Annotated in this window: 14 protein-coding genes and 1 pseudogene; 7 read left to right on the top strand and 8 right to left on the bottom strand. The window is 60.6% G+C overall.

Annotation, left to right across the window (positions count from 1 at the left end):
• Positions 1–16: 16 nt before the first annotated feature.
• Positions 17–751, top strand: a complete 735-nt coding sequence (locus tag AACW30_RS27615) for a hypothetical protein (RefSeq protein WP_178125294.1) — start codon at positions 17–19, stop codon at positions 749–751.
• A 4-nt stretch (positions 752–755) separates the two neighbouring features.
• Here AACW30_RS27615 and AACW30_RS27610 read toward each other — a convergent pair.
• Positions 756–1,117: pseudogene (locus AACW30_RS27610) on the bottom strand (PilZ domain-containing protein).
• A gap of 173 nt (positions 1,118–1,290) precedes the next feature.
• On the opposite strand from AACW30_RS27610, the gene AACW30_RS27605 reads away from it, so the two are divergent.
• From AACW30_RS27605 to yjiA, 3 genes are all read left to right on the top strand, one after another.
• The gene (locus tag AACW30_RS27605; protein WP_106579291.1) at positions 1,291–3,357 is read left to right on the top strand and encodes a carbon starvation CstA family protein; all 2,067 of its coding nucleotides are present in this window, start codon (positions 1,291–1,293) and stop codon (positions 3,355–3,357) included.
• A gap of 15 nt (positions 3,358–3,372) precedes the next feature.
• Complete coding sequence (locus AACW30_RS27600; protein WP_200623907.1) at positions 3,373–3,570, top strand: YbdD/YjiX family protein; 198 nt, start codon at positions 3,373–3,375, stop codon at positions 3,568–3,570.
• A 177-nt stretch (positions 3,571–3,747) separates the two neighbouring features.
• Positions 3,748–4,710, top strand: coding sequence for a GTPase (yjiA, locus tag AACW30_RS27595; RefSeq protein ID WP_200623906.1), 963 nt, complete (start codon positions 3,748–3,750; stop codon positions 4,708–4,710).
• Between the two features lie 184 nt (positions 4,711–4,894).
• Here the strand turns inward: yjiA and glyA are convergent, their stop codons facing one another.
• Together glyA and AACW30_RS27585 are read right to left on the bottom strand one after the other, a co-directional pair.
• Complete coding sequence (gene glyA, locus AACW30_RS27590) at positions 4,895–6,148, bottom strand: serine hydroxymethyltransferase (RefSeq protein ID WP_119740983.1); 1,254 nt, start codon at positions 6,146–6,148, stop codon at positions 4,895–4,897.
• A gap of 230 nt (positions 6,149–6,378) precedes the next feature.
• The gene (locus tag AACW30_RS27585; RefSeq protein ID WP_200623905.1) at positions 6,379–10,230 is read right to left on the bottom strand and encodes a sensor domain-containing protein; all 3,852 of its coding nucleotides are present in this window, start codon (positions 10,228–10,230) and stop codon (positions 6,379–6,381) included.
• 284 nt (positions 10,231–10,514) lie between these two features.
• Here AACW30_RS27585 and ettA point away from each other — a divergent pair, with 284 nt between their 5' ends.
• Positions 10,515–12,179 carry an energy-dependent translational throttle protein EttA gene (gene ettA / locus AACW30_RS27580; RefSeq protein ID WP_106579286.1) on the top strand — a complete coding sequence of 555 codons (1,665 nt, stop codon included), beginning with the start codon at positions 10,515–10,517 and terminating at the stop codon, positions 12,177–12,179.
• A 350-nt stretch (positions 12,180–12,529) separates the two neighbouring features.
• Entirely contained in the window at positions 12,530–13,867 is a 1,338-nt protein-coding gene (gene gdhA / locus AACW30_RS27575) for an NADP-specific glutamate dehydrogenase (RefSeq protein WP_200623904.1), read from the top strand.
• Here the strand turns inward: gdhA and AACW30_RS27570 are convergent.
• The 5 genes from AACW30_RS27570 to AACW30_RS27550 all read right to left on the bottom strand — a co-directional run bounded on the left by AACW30_RS27570 (position 13,864) and on the right by AACW30_RS27550 (position 18,738).
• Positions 13,864–14,352: a GreA/GreB family elongation factor gene (locus AACW30_RS27570; RefSeq protein WP_124418500.1), complete on the bottom strand. Its 489-nt coding sequence runs from the start codon at positions 14,350–14,352 to the stop codon at positions 13,864–13,866. The two genes, gdhA and AACW30_RS27570, sit on opposite strands and share 4 nt — an antisense overlap.
• Before the next feature lie 70 nt (positions 14,353–14,422).
• Positions 14,423–14,779: a hypothetical protein gene (locus AACW30_RS27565; RefSeq protein ID WP_106579283.1), complete on the bottom strand. Its 357-nt coding sequence runs from the start codon at positions 14,777–14,779 to the stop codon at positions 14,423–14,425.
• Between the two features lie 380 nt (positions 14,780–15,159).
• Positions 15,160–15,465 carry a chorismate mutase gene (locus AACW30_RS27560; protein WP_200623903.1) on the bottom strand — a complete coding sequence of 102 codons (306 nt, stop codon included), beginning with the start codon at positions 15,463–15,465 and terminating at the stop codon, positions 15,160–15,162.
• Positions 15,466–16,305: 840 nt separating this feature from the next.
• A complete protein-coding gene (locus tag AACW30_RS27555; protein ID WP_106579282.1) occupies positions 16,306–18,159 on the bottom strand; it encodes an Lnb N-terminal periplasmic domain-containing protein in 1,854 nt (617 codons plus the stop codon).
• A gap of 90 nt (positions 18,160–18,249) precedes the next feature.
• Positions 18,250–18,738, bottom strand: coding sequence for a DUF3015 domain-containing protein (locus tag AACW30_RS27550; RefSeq protein WP_083356699.1), 489 nt, complete (start codon positions 18,736–18,738; stop codon positions 18,250–18,252).
• A 280-nt stretch (positions 18,739–19,018) separates the two neighbouring features.
• On the opposite strand from AACW30_RS27550, the gene AACW30_RS27545 reads away from it, so the two are divergent.
• Entirely contained in the window at positions 19,019–21,457 is a 2,439-nt protein-coding gene (locus tag AACW30_RS27545) for a Lon protease family protein (RefSeq protein WP_106579281.1), read from the top strand.
• Positions 21,458–21,650 lie beyond the last annotated feature (193 nt).

Genomic DNA, 21,650 nt, shown 5'->3' with positions numbered 1-21,650 from the left:
GTCAGGGATGAGTGCAATGCACAACTCGAATCGCTGGGCAGCCGTTGCCCTGTTCATGGCTTTGGTTGGGTTGCCGATGGGCGCTTTGGCCGAGCCGGCCAAGCTGCCGGTCGGTTACCGATCGGCGCAAACGTTGGCAACGCAAGACGCCAGCGTGTTGCAGGTACTGGAAGACCAGCGCATCAGCGCCCAGTTGCACAAAGACAGCTGGGGCAATGGCCTGGATGAGGACTCGTTTGACGAGCCCGGTGATCTGGTTGAGCACCCGCTGCTTAACGCCCGACTGCGCTTGCTGTCGGCGTCCGGAGAAGTGCTGGCAAGCGAAGAACTCGGCTACCCCTTGGCCCAGGTGGAGAAGGCCCCCATCAAAGGGCTGCCGGAACCTGTGTATTTTTTGACCATCGATCAAACCGCGCCGATGGGCAGCTACAGCGGCCCCGCGACACAGCTGCTGCTGCCGAGCCGGCAGCAACTCACGCCGCTGAATTACAAAAGCGCCGACGCTAAGGTCGAGCCATTGACCCTGGCCCAGACCGGCAAAGCCGCGTGGCAGATCGCAACGCCCGCCGAAGGTGGCGCGGATGAGTTGTTGCAAGTCTCGTCATTCATGGACGGTGACGGCGATGATGATTTTGCCACCCGGTTTGAAACCTACCGTTTTGTCGACGGGCAATGGCAGGCCACGTCGAGTCAGAAGGCGGGCTACTGGGACGCAGAAAACGAGTTCCCTGCGCGTACGGCGTTTCCCTGACGTGTCACACCTGCAGCAGTGCGCCAAGTTCGCGCTCAAGTTCTTCCTGATCGCCGAGGTTCAGTTCGATCAGCCGGCGTAAATGGCGTCCAGGTCGATGTGCTCGCACACAAACCCCAATTGCCCGTGATCGTCATGGGCCAGCTTCACCTGCATCTTTATATGCGCCTGCGGGTCAAGGCGGATATCCACGTCGAACGACTCCGTGCGATTGCCCTGCCAGTCATCCGGGCGCTGCACCAGCAAACCTTTGAGCGACAAGTCCACCAGTTGCACCGGCCAATTCCAGCCGTTCTGCGCAATGGTCGTTCGTGCATCGAAGGCGATACGCCGAAAACGGCGTCGATCAGACGACTGTTCGTTCATGTCAAATCCTCTGTGGATAGAAGGATTGTAGCCCTGCGCCATCATCGAGCTTTTATTTGTGCTTTTTTTGCCCGTGCAAGGCTCTAGACCAATGTAGGGGGGTGGCCTTTAAAGCCAACAGCGCTAAACTCGGACTGGCTGTCCTTTCTGTCCACCCTGGCTGGAATATAAAAATGAAAAATAATAATAGCCTGCTACGCCACCTACCCTGGCTGGTGCTGGCAATCGTAGGAGCGTGCGCCCTGGGCGTAGTGGCCTTGCGCCGCGGCGAGGCGATCAACGCCTTGTGGATTGTGGTCGCTGCTGTGGCCATCTACCTGGTTGCGTACCGTTACTACAGTCTGTTCATCGCTAACAACGTGATGCAACTCGATCCACGGCGGGCCACCCCCGCAGTGCTCAACAATGACGGTCTGGACTATGTGCCGACCAACAAACACATCCTTTTTGGCCACCACTTTGCGGCGATTGCCGGTGCAGGCCCGCTGGTCGGCCCAGTACTGGCGGCGCAGATGGGCTACCTGCCCGGCACCCTGTGGCTGATTGCAGGCGTGGTGCTGGCCGGTGCAGTGCAAGACTTCATGGTCCTGTTCCTGTCCACCCGTCGCAATGGCCGTTCACTTGGCGACATGGTTCGCGAAGAGATGGGCCGCATCCCGGGGACCATCGCGTTGTTCGGTTGCTTCCTGATCATGATCATCATCCTCGCGGTGCTGGCGCTGATCGTGGTCAAAGCCCTGGCCGAAAGCCCATGGGGCATCTTCACCGTAATGGCGACCATCCCGATTGCGATGTTCATGGGCGTGTACATGCGCTACATCCGCCCGGGCCGCATTGGTGAAATCTCGGTGATCGGCGTGCTGTTGCTGCTCGGTTCGATCTGGCTGGGCGGGCAGATTGCCGCTGACCCGGTATGGGCCAAGGCCTTCTCCTTCACCGGGATCCAAATCACCTGGATGCTGATCGGCTACGGCTTCGTTGCCGCAGTACTGCCGGTTTGGCTGATCCTGGCGCCGCGTGACTACCTCTCCACCTTCCTCAAAATCGGCACCATCATTGCCCTGGCGATTGGCATTCTGGTCACCATGCCAGAGCTGAAAATGCCAGCGCTGACCCAGTTCATCGACGGCACCGGCCCGGTGTGGAAGGGCGGCCTGTTCCCGTTCCTGTTCATCACCATCGCCTGTGGCGCGGTCTCGGGTTTCCACGCGCTGATTTCCTCGGGCACCACGCCCAAGTTGCTGGACAACGAAGTCAACGCCCGTTACATCGGCTACGGCGCGATGCTGATGGAATCGTTCGTGGCCATCATGGCAATGGTTGCCGCGTCGGTGATCGAACCTGGCGTGTACTTCGCCATGAACAGCCCCGCCGCCGTGGTCGGTGGTGATGTGATGGCCGTGGCACAAACCGTCAGCAGCTGGGGTTTTGCGATTACGCCGGAAGCGCTGCAAGCAGTGGCCCATGACATCGGCGAAACCACCATCCTGGCACGTGCCGGCGGTGCACCGACCCTCGCGGTGGGTATCGCGCAGATCCTGCACAGTGTGTTGCCGGGTGAAAACACCATGGCGTTCTGGTACCACTTTGCGATCCTGTTCGAAGCGCTGTTCATCCTGACGGCGGTTGACGCCGGTACCCGTGCCGGTCGCTTCATGCTCCAGGACTTGCTCGGCTCCTTCGTGCCGTCGCTCAAGCGTACCGAATCCTGGACTGCCAACCTGATCGCAACCGCAGGTTGCGTGGCAATGTGGGGTTACCTGCTGTACCAAGGCGTGATCGACCCACTGGGCGGCATCAACACCTTGTGGCCGCTGTTCGGTATTTCCAACCAGATGCTGGCCGGGATCGCACTGATGCTCGCCACGGTCGTGCTGATCAAAATGAAACGCCAGCGCTACATCTGGGTGACCATGCTGCCGGCGGTCTGGCTGCTGATCTGCACCACCACGGCGGGCTTCATCAAACTGTTCGACGCGAACCCTGCGATCGGCTTCCTGTCGCTGGCCAAGAAGTACAGCGATGCCCTGGCGGGCGGCCAGATCCTGGCGCCAGCCAAGAACATCGACCAGATGCAACACGTGATCTGGAACGCCTACACCAACGCAACGCTCACGGCGCTGTTCCTGTTCGTGGTGTTCAGCATCCTGTTCTATGCGCTCAAGGTTGGCGTCGCCGCCTGGGGCAACAAAGAACGTACGGATAAAGAAGCCCCGTTCCAGGCGGTTCCGGACGCGTAATCGAGGATTGCAACCATGTTCAATGACATCAGTCGCCTCGGTAAATACCTCGGTCAGGCCGCGCGCCTGATGGTCGGCATGCCCGACTACGACACCTACGTCGAGCATATGCAAACCAAACACCCGGACAAACCGGTGATGGACTACAAGGCGTTCTTCCGGGAGCGCCAGGAAGCCCGTTACGGTGGCAAGAGTGGGCCCAAGTGCTGCTAGCCCGCCTGTCGGGTTAGCGAGTCCCCTTGTGGGGGCAGGGCTTTATGTGGGAGCTGGCTTGCCTGCGATGGCACACCTCGGTCTGACTGAAAGACCGAGTTGTCTGCATCGCAGGCAAGCCAGCTCCCACATTTGTTTTGTGTTCCTTCAGTTATTTCATTAAACAGGAGAATAGTTTTGTCCTCTCCCATCCCTGTCACCATCCTCAGCGGCTTCCTCGGCGCCGGCAAAACCACCTTGCTGCGCCACCTGCTCAAGGCCGAGCACGGATTGAAAATCGCCGTGATCGAAAACGAATTCAGTGACGCCGGTATCGACACCCAGCTGCTGGGCACAGAACCGGTGCAAGTCATGACCCTGTCCAACGGTTGCGTGTGCTGCACCATCCACACTGACCTGACCAAAGCCCTGTACCTGCTGCTCGAGCGCCTGGACAGCGGCGAGATTGCCTTCGACCGCCTGGTGATCGAGTGCACCGGCCTGGCCGACCCGGCGCCAGTGGCCCAGACCTTTTTCATCGACGAAGAACTGCGCGAGCGCTACCTTCTCGACGGCATCATCACCCTGGTGGACGCGGCCCACGCCGAACACCACCTGACCCAGACCATCGCCCAGGCCCAGATCGGTTTTGCCGACCGCTTGCTGGTGAGCAAGCGCGACCTGGTGGACGAGGCCACCTTCGACGGCCTCAGCCAGCGCCTGACCCGCATCAACCGCCGCGCGCCGATCCGCGTGGTGGATCATGGCGCCATCGACCTGGCCGAATTGCTTGATGTGCGCGGCTTCAACCTCAACGCCGGCATGAGCTTGCGCCCGGTCAGCGCGGCGCCGGCCATCGACCGCATTTCCAGCCTGGTGCTGCGCACCGACCAGCCGCTGGATATCGACCGTCTCAGCGAGTTCATGAACGAGCTGCTGGAAGACCACGGCAAGCAACTGCTGCGCTACAAGGGCGTGCTGAATATTGCCGGCGAAGACCGGCGCATGGTGTTTCAAGGCGTGCTCAAGCTTTACGGGTTCGATTGGGACACCGAATGGGCCGAGGGCGAGGCGCGCGAAAGTGTGATTGTGTTTATTGCCGATGAGTTGCCGGAAGACAAAATCCGCGAAGGATTTGCGAAGGTCTACCAACAATCCTGACTTGAAATGCAGCCCTGTGTGGGAGCTGGCTTGCCTGCGATGGCGGTGTATCAGTCACAGCTGTATCAGCTGACAAACCGCCATCGCAGGCAAGCCAGCTCCCACAGTGAACCGTATTTCACTTTGAGATCGCCCATAAAAAAGCCCGGCTCAAGAGCCGGGCTTTTTATTCAAGCAACTGCAATCAAGCGCCGTACACCGGCAGCTTTTTGCAGATGGCCTTGACCTTCTCACGCACCGCGTCGATCACGGCTTCGTTGTTCAGGTCAGCCAGGATGTCGCAGATCCAGCCGGCCAGTTCCTTGCACTCTGCTTCTTTAAAGCCACGAGTGGTCACAGCCGGGGTGCCGAAGCGCAGGCCGGAGGTGACGAACGGCGAACGTGGGTCGTTCGGCACGGAGTTTTTGTTCACGGTGATGAAGGCTTTGCCCAGGGCAGCGTCAGCATCTTTACCGGAAATGTCCTGCTTGATCAGCGACAGCAGGAACAGGTGGTTTTCAGTACCGCCGGAGACCACGTCGTAGCCGCGTTCGATGAACACACCGGCCATGGCCTTGGCGTTCTTGACCACTTGTTGCTGGTAAGTCTTGAACTCAGGCTGCAGGGCTTCTTTGAAGCAGATCGCTTTGGCGGCGATTACGTGCTCCAGCGGGCCACCTTGGGCGCCTGGGAATACGGCGGAGTTCAGCTTCTTCTCGATCTCGGCGTTGGCGCGCGCCAGGATCAGGCCGCCACGTGGGCCGCGCAGGGTTTTGTGCGTAGTGGTGGTGACCACGTCAGCGTAAGGCACCGGGTTCGGGTAGACGCCAGCGGCGACCAGACCGGCTACGTGAGCCATGTCAACGAACAGGTAAGCGCCGACCTTGTCAGCGATTTCGCGGAAACGTGGGAAGTCCAGGATCTGCGAGTAGGCAGAGAAACCGGCCACGATCATTTTAGGCTTGTGCTCGACCGCCAGACGCTCGACTTCGTCGTAGTCGATCAGGCCGTTGGCATCGATACCGTACTGAACGGCGTTGTACAGCTTGCCGGAGGAAGAAACGCTGGCGCCGTGGGTCAGGTGACCGCCGTGGGCCAGGCTCATGCCCAGGATGGTGTCGCCGCCTTGCAGCAGGGCCAGGTACACGGCGCTGTTGGCTTGGGAGCCGGCGTGTGGCTGGACGTTGGCGTAATCGGCGCCGAACAGTTCCTTGGCACGGTCAATGGCCAGCTGCTCAACCACGTCGACGTACTCGCAACCACCGTAGTAGCGCTTGCCAGGGTAGCCTTCAGCGTACTTGTTGGTCAGAACCGAACCTTGAGCCTCCATGACCGCAGGGCTGGTGTAGTTTTCCGAAGCGATCAGCTCAATGTGCTCTTCCTGGCGCACGGCTTCTTGCTCCATGGCGGCAAAGAGATCGGCGTCGTACTTGGCAATAGTCAAATCACGGCTGAACATGGCGGTCCTCAAGGATCGGGGGCAGAAAAGGAGGGCATTCTAACCCAATGGGTTTTAGATGGCATATGAAAGGACATCATGTCGCGGACAAGTGGGGCTCATCTGGGGATAAGCGGTGACTGTGCTGGCCCTATCGGGGGCAAGCCCCCTCCCACACTTGAATGGGTTCACAGATCAAAATGTGGGAGCGGGCTTGCCCGCGATGAGGCCATCAGCCGCACTGCAAGGTTTCAGTCGAACATGAACAGCGCATCATTACTGAACTGCGCTTCAAACCGATTCGCCGGCATCGGCCGCCCAAACAGATACCCCTGCACTTCATCGCAGCCATGTTCGCGCAGGAAGTCCAGCTGCTCATGGGTTTCCACACCCTCGGCGATCACCGCCAGGTTCAGGCTGTGGGCCATGGCGATAATGGCGCGGGCGATTTGCGCGTCTTGCTCGCCGGAGGGCAGGCCGTCGACAAAGGTGCGGTCGATCTTCAGCACGTCGATGGGGAATTGCTTGAGGTAGTTGAGCGACGAATAACCCGTGCCAAAGTCGTCCACCGCGATGCTCAGCCCGAGGTTTTTCAGGCTGGCGAGGATCTGCATGGCTTCGTTGACTTCGCGCATCAGGATGCTTTCGGTCAGCTCCAGCTCCAGGCATGCCGGCGGCAGGCCGGTGTCCCTGAGAATGGTGGCGATGCGCTCGCCCAGTTGGCCATCGGAGAACTGCCGCGCCGAGATGTTCACCGAGACCTTCGGCACCCGCACCTTGTTCTGGTGCCAGGTCTTGAGCTGGCGACAGGCCTCGCTGAGCACCCAGTCGCCCACGTCCACCACCAGTCCCAACTCCTCCAGCACCGGAATGAAATCACCCGGCGGCACCAGCCCGCGGCGTGGGTGGCGCCAGCGCAGCAGGGCTTCGGCGCCGGTCAGGCGTTTGCCATCGCCACTGAACTGCGGTTGGTAATACAGCACGAATTCGTTCTGATCCAGCGCGTGGCGCAGGTCGCTTTCCAGCTCCAGGCGCTCCAGGGCGCTGGCGTTCATGTCCGCCTGGTAGAACTGGAAGTTGTTTTTGCCGCGTTCCTTGGCGTGGTACATCGCGGTGTCGGCGTTCTTCATCAACTGGCTCAGCTCGTTGCCGTCCTGCGGGCTCAAGGCGATACCGATACTGGCGGTCACAAAGAACTCGCGGCCTTCAAGCACAAACGGCCTTACCAGGCTGGCCAGGATCTGCTCGGCCACGTGAATCGCGCGGTTCAGCGCCATGTCACGGCTCACCCGTGGTTGCAGGAGCAAGGTGAACTCGTCGCCGCCCATACGCGCCACGGTGTCGTCTTCGGCCACGCAGCCCAGCAGGCGCGTGGCCATTTCCTTGAGCATGCGGTCGCCGGCGGCGTGGCCCAGGGAGTCGTTGATCGGCTTGAAACGGTCGAGGTCGAGGAACATCAGCACCACCCACGACTTCTGCCGTTCCGCTGCCTGCAGGGCAGTGTGCAGGCGGTCCTGGAACAGCGTGCGGTTGGGCAGGTGGGTCAGGGCGTCGTAATACGCCAGGCGGTGGATGCGCTGTTCGCTGGCCTTGCGCTCACTGATGTCACTGAAGAAGCACACGTAGCTGGCCAGGTCGCCTTCATCATCGAACACGGCGGTAATGCCGACCCACGCCGGGTAATGCTCGCCGTTGCGGCGCTTGAGCCACACTTCGCCTTCCCAGGTGCTGTGCTGGTGCAGTTGCTTGAGCACATAACGCAGGTGGGCTTCCTGTTGTTCGTCAACGGTGAGCATGTTCGGCAACTGGTCGAGCACATCCGCGACGGCATACCCGCTGACCCGGCTGAAGGCCTCGTTGGCCTGCACGATATAACCGGCCGGGTCGGTGATCAGAATCGCTGAGGTGGAGTGTTCGAATACCGTGGCCGCCATGCGCAGGTCTTTTTCGGCGCGCCGTTGCTGGCTGATATCGCGGCCCACGCCGAGGATGCCCTCAAACGCGCCGTGCTCGTCCCACACCAGCACCAGGCGCAGCTCTATCGGCACCTTGCGGCCATCGGCGCGCAGGCAGTCGAACAGGAACAGCTGGGTTTGCACGTCATCGCGCAGCTTGTTCAGCGCCGCAGTGTCGCCCAGCGAGCGGCTGACCTGCTCCACCAGGCTATAAATGCCGGACAGTTGTTGCGGGTTGGCGATGATCGACTGCCAGCCATTCTTGAACACCCAATCCACGTCATAACCCAGCACGGCATTGACCGACGGGCTGACGTAATTGAGCGCAAGCTGGCTGTCGGTGGAGCAGATCACGTCGCTGATGCTTTCGGCCAGCATGCGGTAGCGCTGCTCGCTGTCGCGCAGGGACTCGCTGGCTTCTATCTGATCGGTAATGTCTTTGGCCACGCCGATAATCCGCGTGACCACCGCCGTCTTGTCGCGGGCCAGGGCTTGCTCGCGGATATCGAAGCGGCGCCATTGGTTGTTGCGGTGCCGAAAGCGCAGTTGGCAATGCAGCTGCGTGGTGTAGCCGACTTCACGTTGTTGCTGACGCAGGTCGTGGTAATACTCCGCATCGTCGGGGTGCAGCAGGATTTCCCAGAAGTACTCGCCCATTTGCTGCAGTTCGGCTCTGTTATAGCCGAGCGTGTGGCCCAAGTGGTGGTTGCTGAAAATCATCCGCTGGCTGATCACGTCCTGCACATACAGGTGATCCGGCACGGTGCGCACCACGTCTGACCAGAAACTCTCACGCTCCACCAGCGACAGCTCGATCAGCTTGCGGCTGGTGATGTCACTGATACTGAGGATGACCGCCTTGAAGTCGTCCTGCTGCTCCGGCAGGCGCATCACCAGCCACAGGTACTGGTCGTTGCCGGCAACGTCGTTGAGCTGAATTTCCAGCTCCAGCTGTTTTTGCTGGGTCAGTACGGCTTCCAGAACCTGATAACCGATGGCCGTGGCGTTGCGCGGGCAGTCATCGATCAGACGCTCCCAGGCTTGCTCGCAAGAACTGACGTTCAACAGGCGCACAGCCACCTGGTTGACCTCGGTGACGCGTAACTCCTTGAGCAGTTGTTGGCGTTCTTCGACGTGGGTGTGCAGCCAGGCCTGTAATTGCTCACGGGTGTGCAGGTTGGTTTTGTCGAAAAACGTCTTCAACCCCGACAGGTCGAGCACGCAAAGCGCCACGCCGGTGCCTTCGAAAATATCCTGATAGCGGCGCCGGCCTTCATGCACCTGGCGCTGGCGACGACGCATGTTCAGCAGCACGATCACCGGGATCAGCGAAAAGGCGAGGCCCAGCAGGCATTTGCCGATGAAGGCCGGCAGCAGTTGCTCCAGCACGGCGCTGCGGTCGAACAGCCCGCGCAACTGCCAGTCACTTTTGCTCAGGGGCGTGACCAGTACGCTTTTGTTCAATTCGTCCGGCGTCAGCGCGGAGGCCCACTGCGCCGGCATGCCGCTGTCACGGCTAACCACGCGGTAGTTGAGGCGGTTCTCGATGGCCCACATCGGGCGCTGGCCCTGGCCGTCCTGGCGGGTCAGGTTGCTCAGGTAGTTGGGCGCCAGGCGCAGCGCCCAATACATTCTCGAGCCGCCGCTGGGCTGGTGCAGCAGCAGGTAAATGATCGTGCCGTCCGGGTTGTTGCTCAGGTAATAAGGTTGCGAGTGACTGCGCTGTACCAGCTCTTCAAGCCAGGCACTGTCCTGGCTGTCTTTGGCGCTGTCGCTGATCATCGCGCCGCTGGGGGCGAGCAGGGCGACACTGCGCAGTTCCGGCAGCGAACTTTGCAAGGTGCGCATCAGCGTCTGTTGCTGTTCGTCATTGCGCGGCGGCTCGACCATCGGCAGCAAATTCAGGGCGATTTTGGCGCTCAGGGCCATGTTCAAGCTGATCTGTTCAGCCAGGTCGGCGCTGTAGTCGATGGTGTATTGCTGTTGGTTCTTCTGGTTTTGCTGCAGTTGGTCCAGCAGTTGCCAGAACAATAACGCGAGCAGCAGCAGGACAAGCGTCGCCAATGCGCCTTTGAGGGTGCCGTGCAGGGGCGCTCCCGGCGCTATATGAGCGGCGCGCAGGGGAGTGGGCGGCGTGACTTTGGACAAGCTGTGATCCTGCGGTTTGGCTGGACTGGCGCGCGACGTGCACTATAAGCCGGACGCCCGGAGGGCGGCTAGCATGCCTTGACTTGTGGCAAAGTGCCAGCCCTGCCTGGCTGGACTGACCAAGCGCATTCAGGTAGCTTTGCCGGTTACGCGGGGGCGTTCCAGCCCCAGACATTCAGGCTTTTTGCGCACGAAGGCATTGACCACCGTCAACGGCCCGCGCGGCGCATGGCCTGCACGGGCTTCGCCCGCTCAATTCATCAGTCACTGACGCTAGGTTCACCATGGCTCAATACGTCTTCACCATGCATCGGCTGGGAAAAGTTGTTCCGCCGAAGCGGGAAATCCTGAAAAACATTTCACTGTCCTTCTTCCCAGGCGCCAAGATCGGCGTGCTCGGCCTCAACGGTTCGGGTAAGTCCACGCTGCTGAAAATCATGGCCGGCGTCGACACCGAGTTCGAAGGCGAAGCCCGCCCGATGCCCGAGCTGAACATCGGCTACCTGCCGCAAGAGCCGATCCTGGACCCGACCAAGACCGTGCGTGAAGTGGTCGAAGAGGCCGTGGCCGTGATCAAGAACGCCCAGGCGCGCCTGGACGAGGTCTACGCCGCCTACGCCGAAGAAGACGCCGACTTCGACAAACTGGCCGCCGAACAGGCCAAGCTCGAAGCCATCCTGCAGGCCGGCGACGGTCACAACCTGGAGCGCCAGCTGGAAGTCGCCGCCGATGCGCTGCGCCTGCCGGCGTGGGACGCCAAGGTCGAATTCCTCTCTGGTGGTGAAAAGCGTCGCGTGGCCCTGTGCCGCCTGCTGCTGTCGGCCCCCGACATGCTGCTGCTCGACGAACCGACCAACCACTTGGACGCCGATTCCGTCGCCTGGCTGGAACACTTCCTTCACGATTTCCCGGGCACCGTGGTTGCGATCACGCACGACCGGTACTTCCTGGACAACGTCGCCGGCTGGATTCTGGAACTCGACCGTGGCGCCGGTATTCCTTACGAGGGCAACTACTCCGGTTGGCTGGAAGCCAAGTCCGACCGTCTGGCCGCCGAATCCAAGCAGCAATCGGCCCACGAAAAAGCCATGAAGGAAGAGCTGGAGTGGGTGCGCAAAGGCGCCAAGGCCCGCCAGTCCAAATCCAAGGCTCGTCTGCAACGCTTTGAAGAAATGCAGTCGCAGGAATTCCAGAAGCGCAGCGAAACCAACGAAATCTACATCCCGGCCGGCCCGCGCCTGGGTGACAAGGTCATCGAGTTCAAGAACGTCACCAAAGGCTATGGCGACCGCGTGCTGATCGACAACCTGTCGTTCTCCATGCCAAAAGGCGCGATCGTCGGCGTAATCGGCGGTAACGGTGCGGGTAAATCCACTCTGTTCCGCATGCTGATGGGCAAGGAAACGCCGGATTCGGGCACCATCGAAGTCGGTGAAACCGTGCAACTGGCCTGCGTCGACCAGAGCCGCGAAGACCTGGATGGCAGCAAGACTGTTTTCCAGCAAATCTCCGACGGTTCCGACCAGATCCGCATCGGCAACTATGAAATCCCGTCGCGCACCTACGTCGGCCGTTTCAACTTCAAGGGCGGCGACCAGCAGAAGTTCGTCAAGGACCTGTCCGGTGGTGAGCGCGGCCGCTTGCACCTGGCCCTGACCTTGAAAGAAGGCGGCAACGTGTTGCTGCTCGACGAACCGTCCAACGATCTCGACGTTGAAACCCTGCGTTCCCTGGAAGAAGCCCTGCTGGACTTCCCGGGCGCCGCCATTGTGATCTCTCACGATCGCTGGTTCCTTGACCGCGTCGCGACTCACATCCTGGCGTACGAAGACGACTCCCAAGCGGTGTTCTTCGAAGGTAACTACACCGAGTACGAAGCGGACCGTAAAAAGCGCTTGGGCGATGCGGCTGCCCAGCCGCACCGTGTGCGTCACAAAAAACTGGCCTGATTTGGGCTGGTTGGAACAAACGGAGCCTTCGGGCTCCGTTTTTTTTGCGCGTTTTTTCAAAGAGACCGAGGTGGATTCATTCGCGAGCAAGCCCGCTCCCACATTCGAGCGCATTCCATAGTTGGAAATCGATCAAATGTGGGAGCGGGCTTGCTCGCGAAGGTGGTTTAACGGCTGGTGCATGCGTCAGGTTGAAATCCCTCTCATGGTGCAAAAAAAGCCCATTTATTTATATCCAATGCACCATTTAAATTCACAAAGGCGACATTTTGCGCTTTTCAGGTGCAACTTGAGTTGCTAAGGTCCGGCTCAATCTCCTTTAAAAACAATCAATTTGCCGAGACTTCTTCATGATCGAATCCGTTGAATCCTTCCTCGCCCACCTCAAGAAACGCGACCCTGACCAGCCGGAATTTCACCAGGCCGTGGAAGAAGTCCTGCGCAGCTTGTGGCCGTTTCTCGAAGCCAACCCCCATTACCTGACCTCGGGCATTCTGGAGCGCATCTGCGAGCCGGAACGCGCGATTACCTTCCGGGTGTCGTGGGTGGATGATCACGGCAAGGTCCAGGTCAATCGCGGCTTTCGCATTCAGATGAACAGCGCCATCGGCCCCTACAAAGGTGGCTTGCGCTTTCACCCCTCGGTGAACCTGGGCGTACTGAAATTCCTCGCCTTCGAGCAGACGTTCAAGAACTCCCTGACCTCGCTGCCCATGGGCGGCGGCAAAGGCGGCGCGGACTTCGACCCCAAGGGCAAGAGCGACGCCGAAGTGATGCGCTTCTGCCAGGCGTTCATGAGCGAGTTGTACCGCCACATCGGCGCCGACGTGGACGTGCCGGCCGGCGATATCGGCGTGGGCGCGCGCGAAATCGGCTTCCTGTTCGGTCAATACAAGCGCCTGAGCAACCAGTTCACTTCGGTGCTGACCGGCAAGGGCATGACGTACGGCGGCAGCCTGATCCGCCCCGAAGCCACCGGTTTCGGCTGCGTGTACTTCGCTGAAGCAATGCTCAAGCGCAACGGCCAGCGGGTTGAAGGCAAGCGCGTGGCGATCTCCGGTTCCGGCAACGTCGCGCAGTACGCGGCGCGCAAGGTCATGGACCTGGGTGGCAAAGTGATTTCCTTGTCCGACTCCGAAGGCACCCTGTACGCCGAAAGCGGGTTGACCGAGGAGCAATGGTCGGCCCTGCTGGAGCTGAAAAACGTGCAGCGCGGGCGCATCAGCGAATTGGCTTCCCGTTACGACCTGGAATTTCGCGCCGGTAAAACGCCCTGGGAACTGGCCTGCGATATTGCCCTGCCATGCGCGACCCAAAACGAACTCGACGCCGATGCCGCGCGCACCCTATTGCGCAACGGCTGCCTGTGCGTCGCAGAAGGCGCCAACATGCCAACCACGCTTGCGGCTGTGGATATCTTTATCGAAGCCGGCATTCTGTTTGCCCCGGGCAAAGCCTCCAACGCCGGCGGTGTGGCCGTCAGCGGCCTGGAAATGTCGCAGAACGCCATGCGCCTGCTGTGGACCGCAGGCGAAGTCGACAGCAAGTTGCACAACATCATGCAGTCGATCCACCACGCCTGCGTGCACTACGGCGAAGAAAACGGCCGGGTCAACTACGTGAAAGGCGCAAATATCGCAGGCTTCGTAAAAGTCGCGGACGCGATGCTGGCCCAAGGCATCGTCTAAACCTGTGGCTCGACGCGCAGCACTTCGATCACCTGATCACCGACGGGGCGCTTCCACAGCACCTCGTCGCCGACCTCGGCGCCCAGTAATGCGCGGCCCAGCGGCGAACCCCAGTTGATCAGGTTGGCGGCGGCGTCGGCCTGGTCTTCACCTACCAACTGAATGCGCTGCTGCTCGTCCTGTTCGTTGGCGAAGGTGACCCAACTGCCGATCTGCACCTTTTCGGTGGAAGTCGCCGGCGCCACCACTTGGGCGCTTTGCACCCGCTGATTGAAGTAGCGCAGGTCCCGCTCAAGATCCGCCTGACGCTGTTTATCGTCCTTGGCAGATTCAAGGCTGTATTCGTGCTGCAACTGCGCGACCTTGGCCTGCAATTGCGCCAACCCTTGCGCGGTGAGGTGGTTGGGTTGCTCACTGACCTGGCGCTCTACCGGTTGGTCGGCCTGGGCGGCGGCGTTGTCTTCATTAACAAAAGCTCGGCTCATGACATTCTCCCTCTATGGAGTTTGGGCCATGGTCGCCGCGCTTTAGTTTCGATGGATGTCTGAAAGCGACCTACTGCGGGCGATAAGCTTTGGCGGCGTCGCGGTCTTTTTCCTGCTGCCAGTCCCGTTCACGGTCATCCCAGTGGTTGTCCTTGTAGTCGCGCAACTCTTCGTTCTCGCGCATGGCCTTGCACTGTCGAAAGCCGTCTTCCCAGCCTTCGGCGTACTGGCGGTCTTTGAGATACCGCGGCACGTTCTTGCGAAACTCCCCGCTGATCACACCGGCGGCCTGGCGACCGCTGCTGCAACCGTCATCAAATCCATCGGCAAAGGCCGGTGGATAACCTTTGGCCAGCAAATCCTGGTGGGTTGATTGGCAACCTGACAACCACACTACTGCGCACAGCATTACCGCAGACCGCCACATGGCGTACTCCCTGACCGTTTCACGGCTTATAGGGTGAGTCTAGTCAGGGATTTGTCGGGCAGGTGTGAAAGAGAGGTGAGAAAGGTGTTGGGTTAAAGGCCCATCACGACGCGGCGAACAATATGCCTGGGCCGCGCATTAGCTGTGCGAGAGGGGCAAAGCCGTTGTGGACGACCCGACCCAAGCGATAACACCCGCCACCCAACGCCTGACACCGCCACAGGTGCTGATCCGGCCTATGTGGCGAGCAGGCTTGCCCTGCGTCGGGCTGCGCAGCCGCCCTGATAAACAGGAACGCGGAGTATCTGATACTCCCCGACAGACTGCTTGGGGCTGCTGCGCAGGCCAACGTGGGGCAAGCCCGCTCGCCACAGCGGGGGTTATGTCGTCTGGTTGGACGTCAGCTCGGCATGCTCGGCCAATTCCTGCTGGATAAACGCCGCAATCATCGCGCGATACACCTGCTCAGTGACCTCAGGGTTGGCGCCCACCGCCTCGGACAAACCCCGCACCTTGGCAATCACCTGTTCAACCCGTTGCGGCGCCTTGACGCCGTCGGCGTCTTTTTTGAAGCGTGCCGCCTGGGAGACGTAATGACCGCGCTCGGCCAGCAGGGTGACGATGTGTTGGTCGAGGCGGTCGATGTTTGCGCGGACTTCTTCGAGGGTGGTGCAGTTAACGGCCATGTTGATGAAACTCCTGATGGGGTGGGCAATGCGATGCGCCTGAATGTACGCGAGCCAAATGTGGGAGCGGGCTTGCTCGCGAATGCGGTGGTTCATTCAATACATCATCGCCTGACCGAGCGCCATCGCGGGCAAGCCCGCTCCCACCTTTGAACTGCGGCGGTCGCAGGATTCAGGCCAGGCACAAAACCAGTGTGGGAGCTGGCTTGCCTGCGATGGCGGTGGGGCAGTCAGCCTGGTTGTTACTGATACACCGCTATCGCGGGCAAGCCCGCTCCCACCTTTGAACTGCGGCGTGCGTAGAATTCAGGCCAGGCACAAACCAGTGTGGGGGCTGGCTTGCCTGCGATGGCGGTGGGGCAGTCAGTCTGGTTGTTACTGATACACCGCTTTCGCGAGCAAGCCCGCTCCTACCTTTGAACTGCGGCGGGCAAGGGATTCAGGCCAGGCACAAACCAGTGTGGGAGCTGGCTTGCCTGGGATGGCGGTGGGGCAGTCAGTCAGGTTGTTACTGATACACCGCTATCGCGGGCAAGCCCGCTCTCACATTTGAACTGCGGCGTGCGCAGAATTCAGGCCAGGCACAAAACCCGTGTGGGAGCTGGCTTGCCTGCGATGGCGGTGGGGCGGTCAGCCTGGTTGTTACTGATACACCGCTATCGCGGGCAAGCCCGCTCCCACCTTTGAACTGCGGCGTGCGTAGAATTCAGGCCAGGCACAAACCAGTGTGGGAGCTGGCTTGCCTGCGATGGCGGTGGGGCGGTCAGTCTGGTTGTTACTGATACACCGCTTTCGCGGGCAAGCCAGCTCCCACAGTGGGTCTTCGCCCGGTCTCACAGGTCAGTAGTGATACCACTTCACTTCAAGCATCACTTCATTCACGGGGGTGGACAGGTGGCTGTACTCGCGCTGGGCGCTCAGGCGCAGGCCCAGGTTGCGCGACAATTCCCACTGCTGGTTCAAGCTGACACTGCGCCGCACTTCGCCATTGGTGAAGAAATCCCCTTTGGCTTCCAGGCTCAAATTCCCCAGCGGGTTTTTCCACAGCACGCCGGTGTTGAACCCGGCAGCCGGGGAGATGGCTTCGCTGAAGTCGTTGTTGTGTTCCACGCGCACGGTGCCGAGGGCGAAGCCGAGCATGTCGTCGGTGAGTTGCCAGGTGCCGCCGGCGCCGCCGTTGACGTGGGCCACGAGGGTTTCGTCGTCGTGTTTGCCTGGCACGCGCTCCAGGCCGCCAGTCACTTGCCATGACCACGGCTGCAGTAGGGCGTTGCGCGGGGTCAGGGAGCGGATGGTGGCCAGGTCCAATTGCTGCAGTTGCCAGTGGTTGCCTTCGTACTGGCGCAGTTTCATCTGCAGGATTTCAATCTGTGCGCCCAGCGGGAAGCCTTCGGCGTTGTCGTTGAGGTCGTGGTAGGCCATGCGCAGGCCGTATTCGCCGAAGGTCTTGCTGCCACGGGTGCCGATGCCGGCCTGCCAGGTGCGGGACTCATGGCCGTCTTCCGGCAGGCCGGGGCGTTCGACTTTCAGGTCTGGCGCCGGGTTCTGGTTGATCGCGCGCAGCAGTTCGAAGCTGCGTTGCGAGCGTTCGGTGTCGCGCTCAAGACCATTGGCGCGGTAGCGGCCCAGGCGATAGGCGGCGTCGATGATCAGCGCCTGACGGTCGCGGGGCAGCGCCTTGAAGGCGGGCTCCTGCAGCTGCTTCTGGTCGTCGCTGATGTTCAATACCCATTGCTGCTCATCACTATCAAGCGGCTTGGCACGTTCGAGCAGTTCGCGTTCACGGGACGGGCGATAGTCGATTTTCTCTACCAGGCCAGCCTCTTTCACCGCCTTGACGGTGTCGGTGGGGATCGCCGTCAGCGGGAATTGTTCGGTCAGGCGCAGGCTTGGGCGCGCCACTTGCAGCAGCTCCAGCAGGCGATACGAGCAGTTTTCGTCGAAAAAGAAATAGTCGAACTGGATCTGCTTGAGCTCCCATACGTGCCGGACCATGCGTTCGGTCTCGACTTGGGTAAGGTTCAGGCGGTATTCCCACAGATCACGGTTCTCGAGGCTACGGTACTCCGAGAGCTTTTCCTGGTAGGGCACCAACGCAAACAGGCCCGGATAGCCGCCCATCAGGCCTTTCCAGGCGTAGAGAATGCTGTTGTCGGAGCCTTCGATGTAGGCGCCGAAGTTGATCGCGTAGCTGAGCAGCGCGGTCTTGTCTCTTTGCACGTCAGCCTGGTCGATGCGCAGCAACGTGTGGCCGAACATCGACGACGGGCTGTTGAGGTAGGCCGCCGGGAAGATCATCACCGCGCTGTGGGGCGCGACGTCCTTGAACCACTGGGTGAATTCTTTGCACTCCAGGGTAGGCAAGTCGGTCAGCTGCAACTGTTCCTTGAGCCAGCGCGTACGTGCGGGGTAAACGCATTGGGCGTGTTTTTCGCCGAGGCTGGCCGGGGCGTACAGCGCCTCTACGGTCGCCTTGAGTTCCTGGTCCGGATGGTGGGCGCCATCAGGGGCGAGGAAGAATTTCTTGTCGCTGACATAACTGCGCCAGCCCTTGAGCTTGCCGGCTTCGTAATGGCCCAGAGATAGCCAGAACGGATCGTTGGCCAATTGCTGCAAACGTTGATCATCAATATGCGGGGCCGCATACAGCGGGGCGCAGGCGAAGAGTGCCAACCAGGCAAAGCGTTTGAGCATAGGGGCAACTTAAGTCGGAAATAGTGAGACCCAAAGGGGAGGCGGGTCCAAAATAAAACCCGCGCCTCGAAAGGCGCGGGCGGGTCGAGCTTAAGCCTGGGTAGCGTATTTTGCCAGGCGGGCATCGCTTTTCAGTACAGCCAGGGTGTTGTTGTGCACGTCATCGGCGGTCACGTCAGCTTTGCTGAAGATCTGCTGGAAGTGCTCGTGGGTCACGGCCGCGAAGTGATCGCGATCTTCCGGTGCAACGCCCAGTACCACCGCGTAGGTGGTCAGCGCTTCGCCGTTGCCTTTGGCCATGTCTTCGGACAGCTCGTTCATCATGCCATTCATGGCAATCCAGGACTTGCCGCCGTAGGTCAGGGCGCTGTTGGTGCTGCAACCGTTGGTGCCCGAGGTCATGCCGAAGGTGGCGTTACCCGAGGTGCCGTTGGTGGTGGAAGCGAGGAAGTGAGCTGGAGTACCGCGCTGGCCTTCAAACAACATGTTGCCCCAACCGCAGTTCGGGCCACCTGGTGCTTCTGCCATTGCATTGAGGGAGACGACGGTGAAGAGAGTACCAAGAAGGATCCGTTTCATAGCTTTGTTCTCTTTGTGTGCAAACCAATGGACAAGGGTTCAGGCGCGTCGCAGCGCCCTAGGGGCCAGTTATTAGTCCAACCCGCGCAGTTTGGAGTTTAGGCACGTTCCTGGGGTTCCGTTATTTTTTATAAAACAATCGGAGTGATTGCGCACCGTTGTCGCGATTTTTTTGTAGGACGCCTCCCGTGTCTACGCTTTCCCACAGGCGCGCCTTGCCAGAGCGCGCAACCGAGAGCCAGAATGCCGTCATCTGCCCCGCCTGATGTAAGGAAGCCCGATGCCTGATCCTGTTGCTGCCAGCTTGCGTCTAGCGCCTGAAGCGCTGACTCGCCCTTTCTCCGCTGAACAGTTCAGCTTCTCGACCACCAATGATTTGGAGCCCTTTCGCGGTGTGCTTGGCCAGGAACGCGCAGTTGAAGCGTTGCAGTTCGGTGTGGCGATGCCACGCCCCGGTTACAACGTGTTTGTCATGGGCGAGCCCGGTACCGGCCGCTTTTCGTTCGTCAAACGCTACCTGAAAGCCGAAGGCAAACGCCTGCAGACCCCGTCGGACTGGGTCTACGTCAATAATTTTGATGAGCCGCGTGAGCCACGCGCCCTGGAATTGCCGGGCGGCGGCGCAGCGGCGTTCATCGCCGATATCAACGCTCTGGTCGACAACCTGGTCGCCACCTTCCCGGCGGTGTTCGAACACCCCACCTATCAACAGCGCAAAAGCGCCATCGACCGCGCCTTCAACCAGCGCTACGACAAGGCTCTGGACGTGATCGAGCGTCTGGCCCTTGAAAAGGACGTGGCGCTGTACCGCGACAGCACCAACATCGCGTTCACGCCGATGCTTGATGGCAAGGCGCTGGACGAGGCCGAGTTTTCGCAGCTGCCGGAAGCTGATCGTGAGCGCTTCCACACAGATATTTCCGAGCTGGAAGAGCGCCTCAACGAAGAGTTGGCCAGCCTGCCGCAGTGGAAACGTGAGTCCAACAACCAACTGCGCCAATTCAACGAAGAAACCATCACCCTGGCCCTGCAGCCTTTGCTGGCGCCGCTGTCCGAAAAGTACGCAGAAAACGCAGCGGTGTGCGGCTACTTGCAAGCCATGCAGGTGTACCTGCTTAAAACCGTGGTCGAGCAACTGGTGGATGATGCCAAGACCGACGCCCAGGCCCGCAAGCTGCTCGAAGAGCAATACTGCCCCAGCCTGGTGGTCGGCCACCCGGTCAATGGCGGCGCGCCGGTGGTGTTCGAGCCGCACCCGACCTACGACAACCTGTTTGGCCGTATCGAATACAGCACTGACCAGGGCGCGCTCTACACCACGTATCGTCAGTTGCGCCCGGGCGCCTTGCACCGTGCCAATGGCGGTTTCCTGATTCTGGAAGCCGAAAAAATGCTCGGCGAGCCGTTTGTGTGGGACGCACTCAAGCGCTCCCTGCAGTCGCGCAAGCTGAAGATGGAATCGCCGCTGGGCGAGCTGGGCCGCCTGGCCACGGTGACCCTCAACCCGCAGATGATTCCGTTGCAGGTCAAAGTCATCATTATCGGTTCGCGCCAGCTGTACTACGCGCTGCAGGACGCCGATCCGGACTTCCAGGAGATGTTCCGCGTCCTGGTGGATTTCGACGAAGACATCCCGATGGTCGACGAAAGCCTGGAGCAGTTTGCCCAGTTGCTTAAAACCCGCACCTCGGAAGAAGGCATGGCACCGTTGACGTCGGACGCGGTGGCGCGGCTGGCGACTTACAGCGCACGCCTGGCTGAACATCAGGGGCGGTTGTCGGCGCGCATTGGCGACTTGTTCCAGCTGGTCAGTGAGGCGGATTTCATTCGCCACCTGGCGGGCGACGAGATGACTGACGCGGGGCATATCGAACGCGCGCTCAAGGCCAAGGCCACGCGTACCGGGCGGGTGTCGGCGCGGATTCTCGACGACATGCTTGCCGGCGTGATCCTGATCGACACCGCTGGTGCGGCGGTCGGCAAGTGCAACGGGCTGACGGTGCTGGAGGTCGGCGATTCGGCGTTCGGCGTGCCGGCGCGGATTTCCGCCACGGTGTACCCCGGCGGCAGCGGCATTGTCGACATCGAGCGCGAAGTTAACCTCGGCCAGCCGATTCACTCCAAGGGCGTGATGATTCTTACCGGTTACCTGGGCAGCCGTTATGCACAGGAATTCCCGCTGGCGATCTCGGCGAGTATCGCGCTGGAGCAGTCCTACGGTTATGTGGACGGCGACAGTGCCTCGCTGGGCGAGGCGTGCACCCTGATTTCGGCGCTGTCGAAGACGCCGCTCAAGCAGTGCTTTGCCATCACCGGCTCAATCAACCAGTTTGGTGAAGTGCAGGCGGTGGGCGGGGTCAACGAGAAAATCGAAGGTTTCTTCCGCCTCTGCGAAGCACGCGGGTTGACCGGTGAGCAGGGCGCGATCATCCCGCAGGCCAACGTGGCTACGCTGATGCTTGACGAGAAGGTGCTGCAGGCCGTGCGCGACGGGCAATTTCACATCTACGCCGTGCGTCAGGCGGACGAGGCGTTGAGCTTGTTGGTCGGTGAGCCTGCCGGTGAGCCGGACGAGGAGGGCCAATTCCCTGAAGGCACCGTGAATGCGCGCGTGGTAGAGCGTTTGCGCGCGATTGCCGAGATGATCAGCGAGGATGACTTGAAGGAGGCGGAGAAGGAGCTGGCGCAGCAGGCGTTGGCGGAAGCCAAACCCACCTGATTGTTGTCAGCACGCGGTTAATGTGGGAGCGGGCTTGCTCGCGAAGGCGGTGGATCAGTCAGTATCAATGTGTCTGACAAATTGCATTCGCGAGCAAGCCCGCTCCCACATTTGATCAGCGGTGTATCGACCACCTCGGTAAATTCGCCACTAAATTGACTCCATCCTCAGGCACCAACGCCCGTTGGTCCCT

The sequence above is a fragment of the Pseudomonas sp. MF6747 genome, from assembly GCF_963890955.1.
GTDB lineage: Bacteria > Pseudomonadota > Gammaproteobacteria > Pseudomonadales > Pseudomonadaceae > Aquipseudomonas.
This window is presented reverse-complemented; position numbering and strand designations above follow the sequence as displayed.

What these genes read in the sequence shown, in the direction of transcription:
- AACW30_RS27615 (WP_178125294.1), top strand. Translation starts at nt 17, where the DNA reads ATGCACAACTCGAATCGCTGGGCAGCCGTTGCCCTGTTCATGGCTTTG.
- AACW30_RS27605 (WP_106579291.1), top strand. Translation starts at nt 1,291, where the DNA reads ATGAAAAATAATAATAGCCTGCTACGCCACCTACCCTGGCTGGTGCTG.
- AACW30_RS27600 (WP_200623907.1), top strand. Translation starts at nt 3,373, where the DNA reads ATGTTCAATGACATCAGTCGCCTCGGTAAATACCTCGGTCAGGCCGCG.
- glyA (WP_119740983.1), bottom strand. Translation starts at nt 6,148, where the DNA reads ATGTTCAGCCGTGATTTGACTATTGCCAAGTACGACGCCGATCTCTTT.
- ettA (WP_106579286.1), top strand. Translation starts at nt 10,515, where the DNA reads ATGGCTCAATACGTCTTCACCATGCATCGGCTGGGAAAAGTTGTTCCG.
- gdhA (WP_200623904.1), top strand. Translation starts at nt 12,530, where the DNA reads ATGATCGAATCCGTTGAATCCTTCCTCGCCCACCTCAAGAAACGCGAC.
- AACW30_RS27570 (WP_124418500.1), bottom strand. Translation starts at nt 14,352, where the DNA reads ATGAGCCGAGCTTTTGTTAATGAAGACAACGCCGCCGCCCAGGCCGAC.
- AACW30_RS27565 (WP_106579283.1), bottom strand. Translation starts at nt 14,779, where the DNA reads ATGTGGCGGTCTGCGGTAATGCTGTGCGCAGTAGTGTGGTTGTCAGGT.
- AACW30_RS27560 (WP_200623903.1), bottom strand. Translation starts at nt 15,465, where the DNA reads ATGGCCGTTAACTGCACCACCCTCGAAGAAGTCCGCGCAAACATCGAC.
- AACW30_RS27555 (WP_106579282.1), bottom strand. Translation starts at nt 18,159, where the DNA reads ATGCTCAAACGCTTTGCCTGGTTGGCACTCTTCGCCTGCGCCCCGCTG.
- AACW30_RS27550 (WP_083356699.1), bottom strand. Translation starts at nt 18,738, where the DNA reads ATGAAACGGATCCTTCTTGGTACTCTCTTCACCGTCGTCTCCCTCAAT.
- AACW30_RS27545 (WP_106579281.1), top strand. Translation starts at nt 19,019, where the DNA reads ATGCCTGATCCTGTTGCTGCCAGCTTGCGTCTAGCGCCTGAAGCGCTG.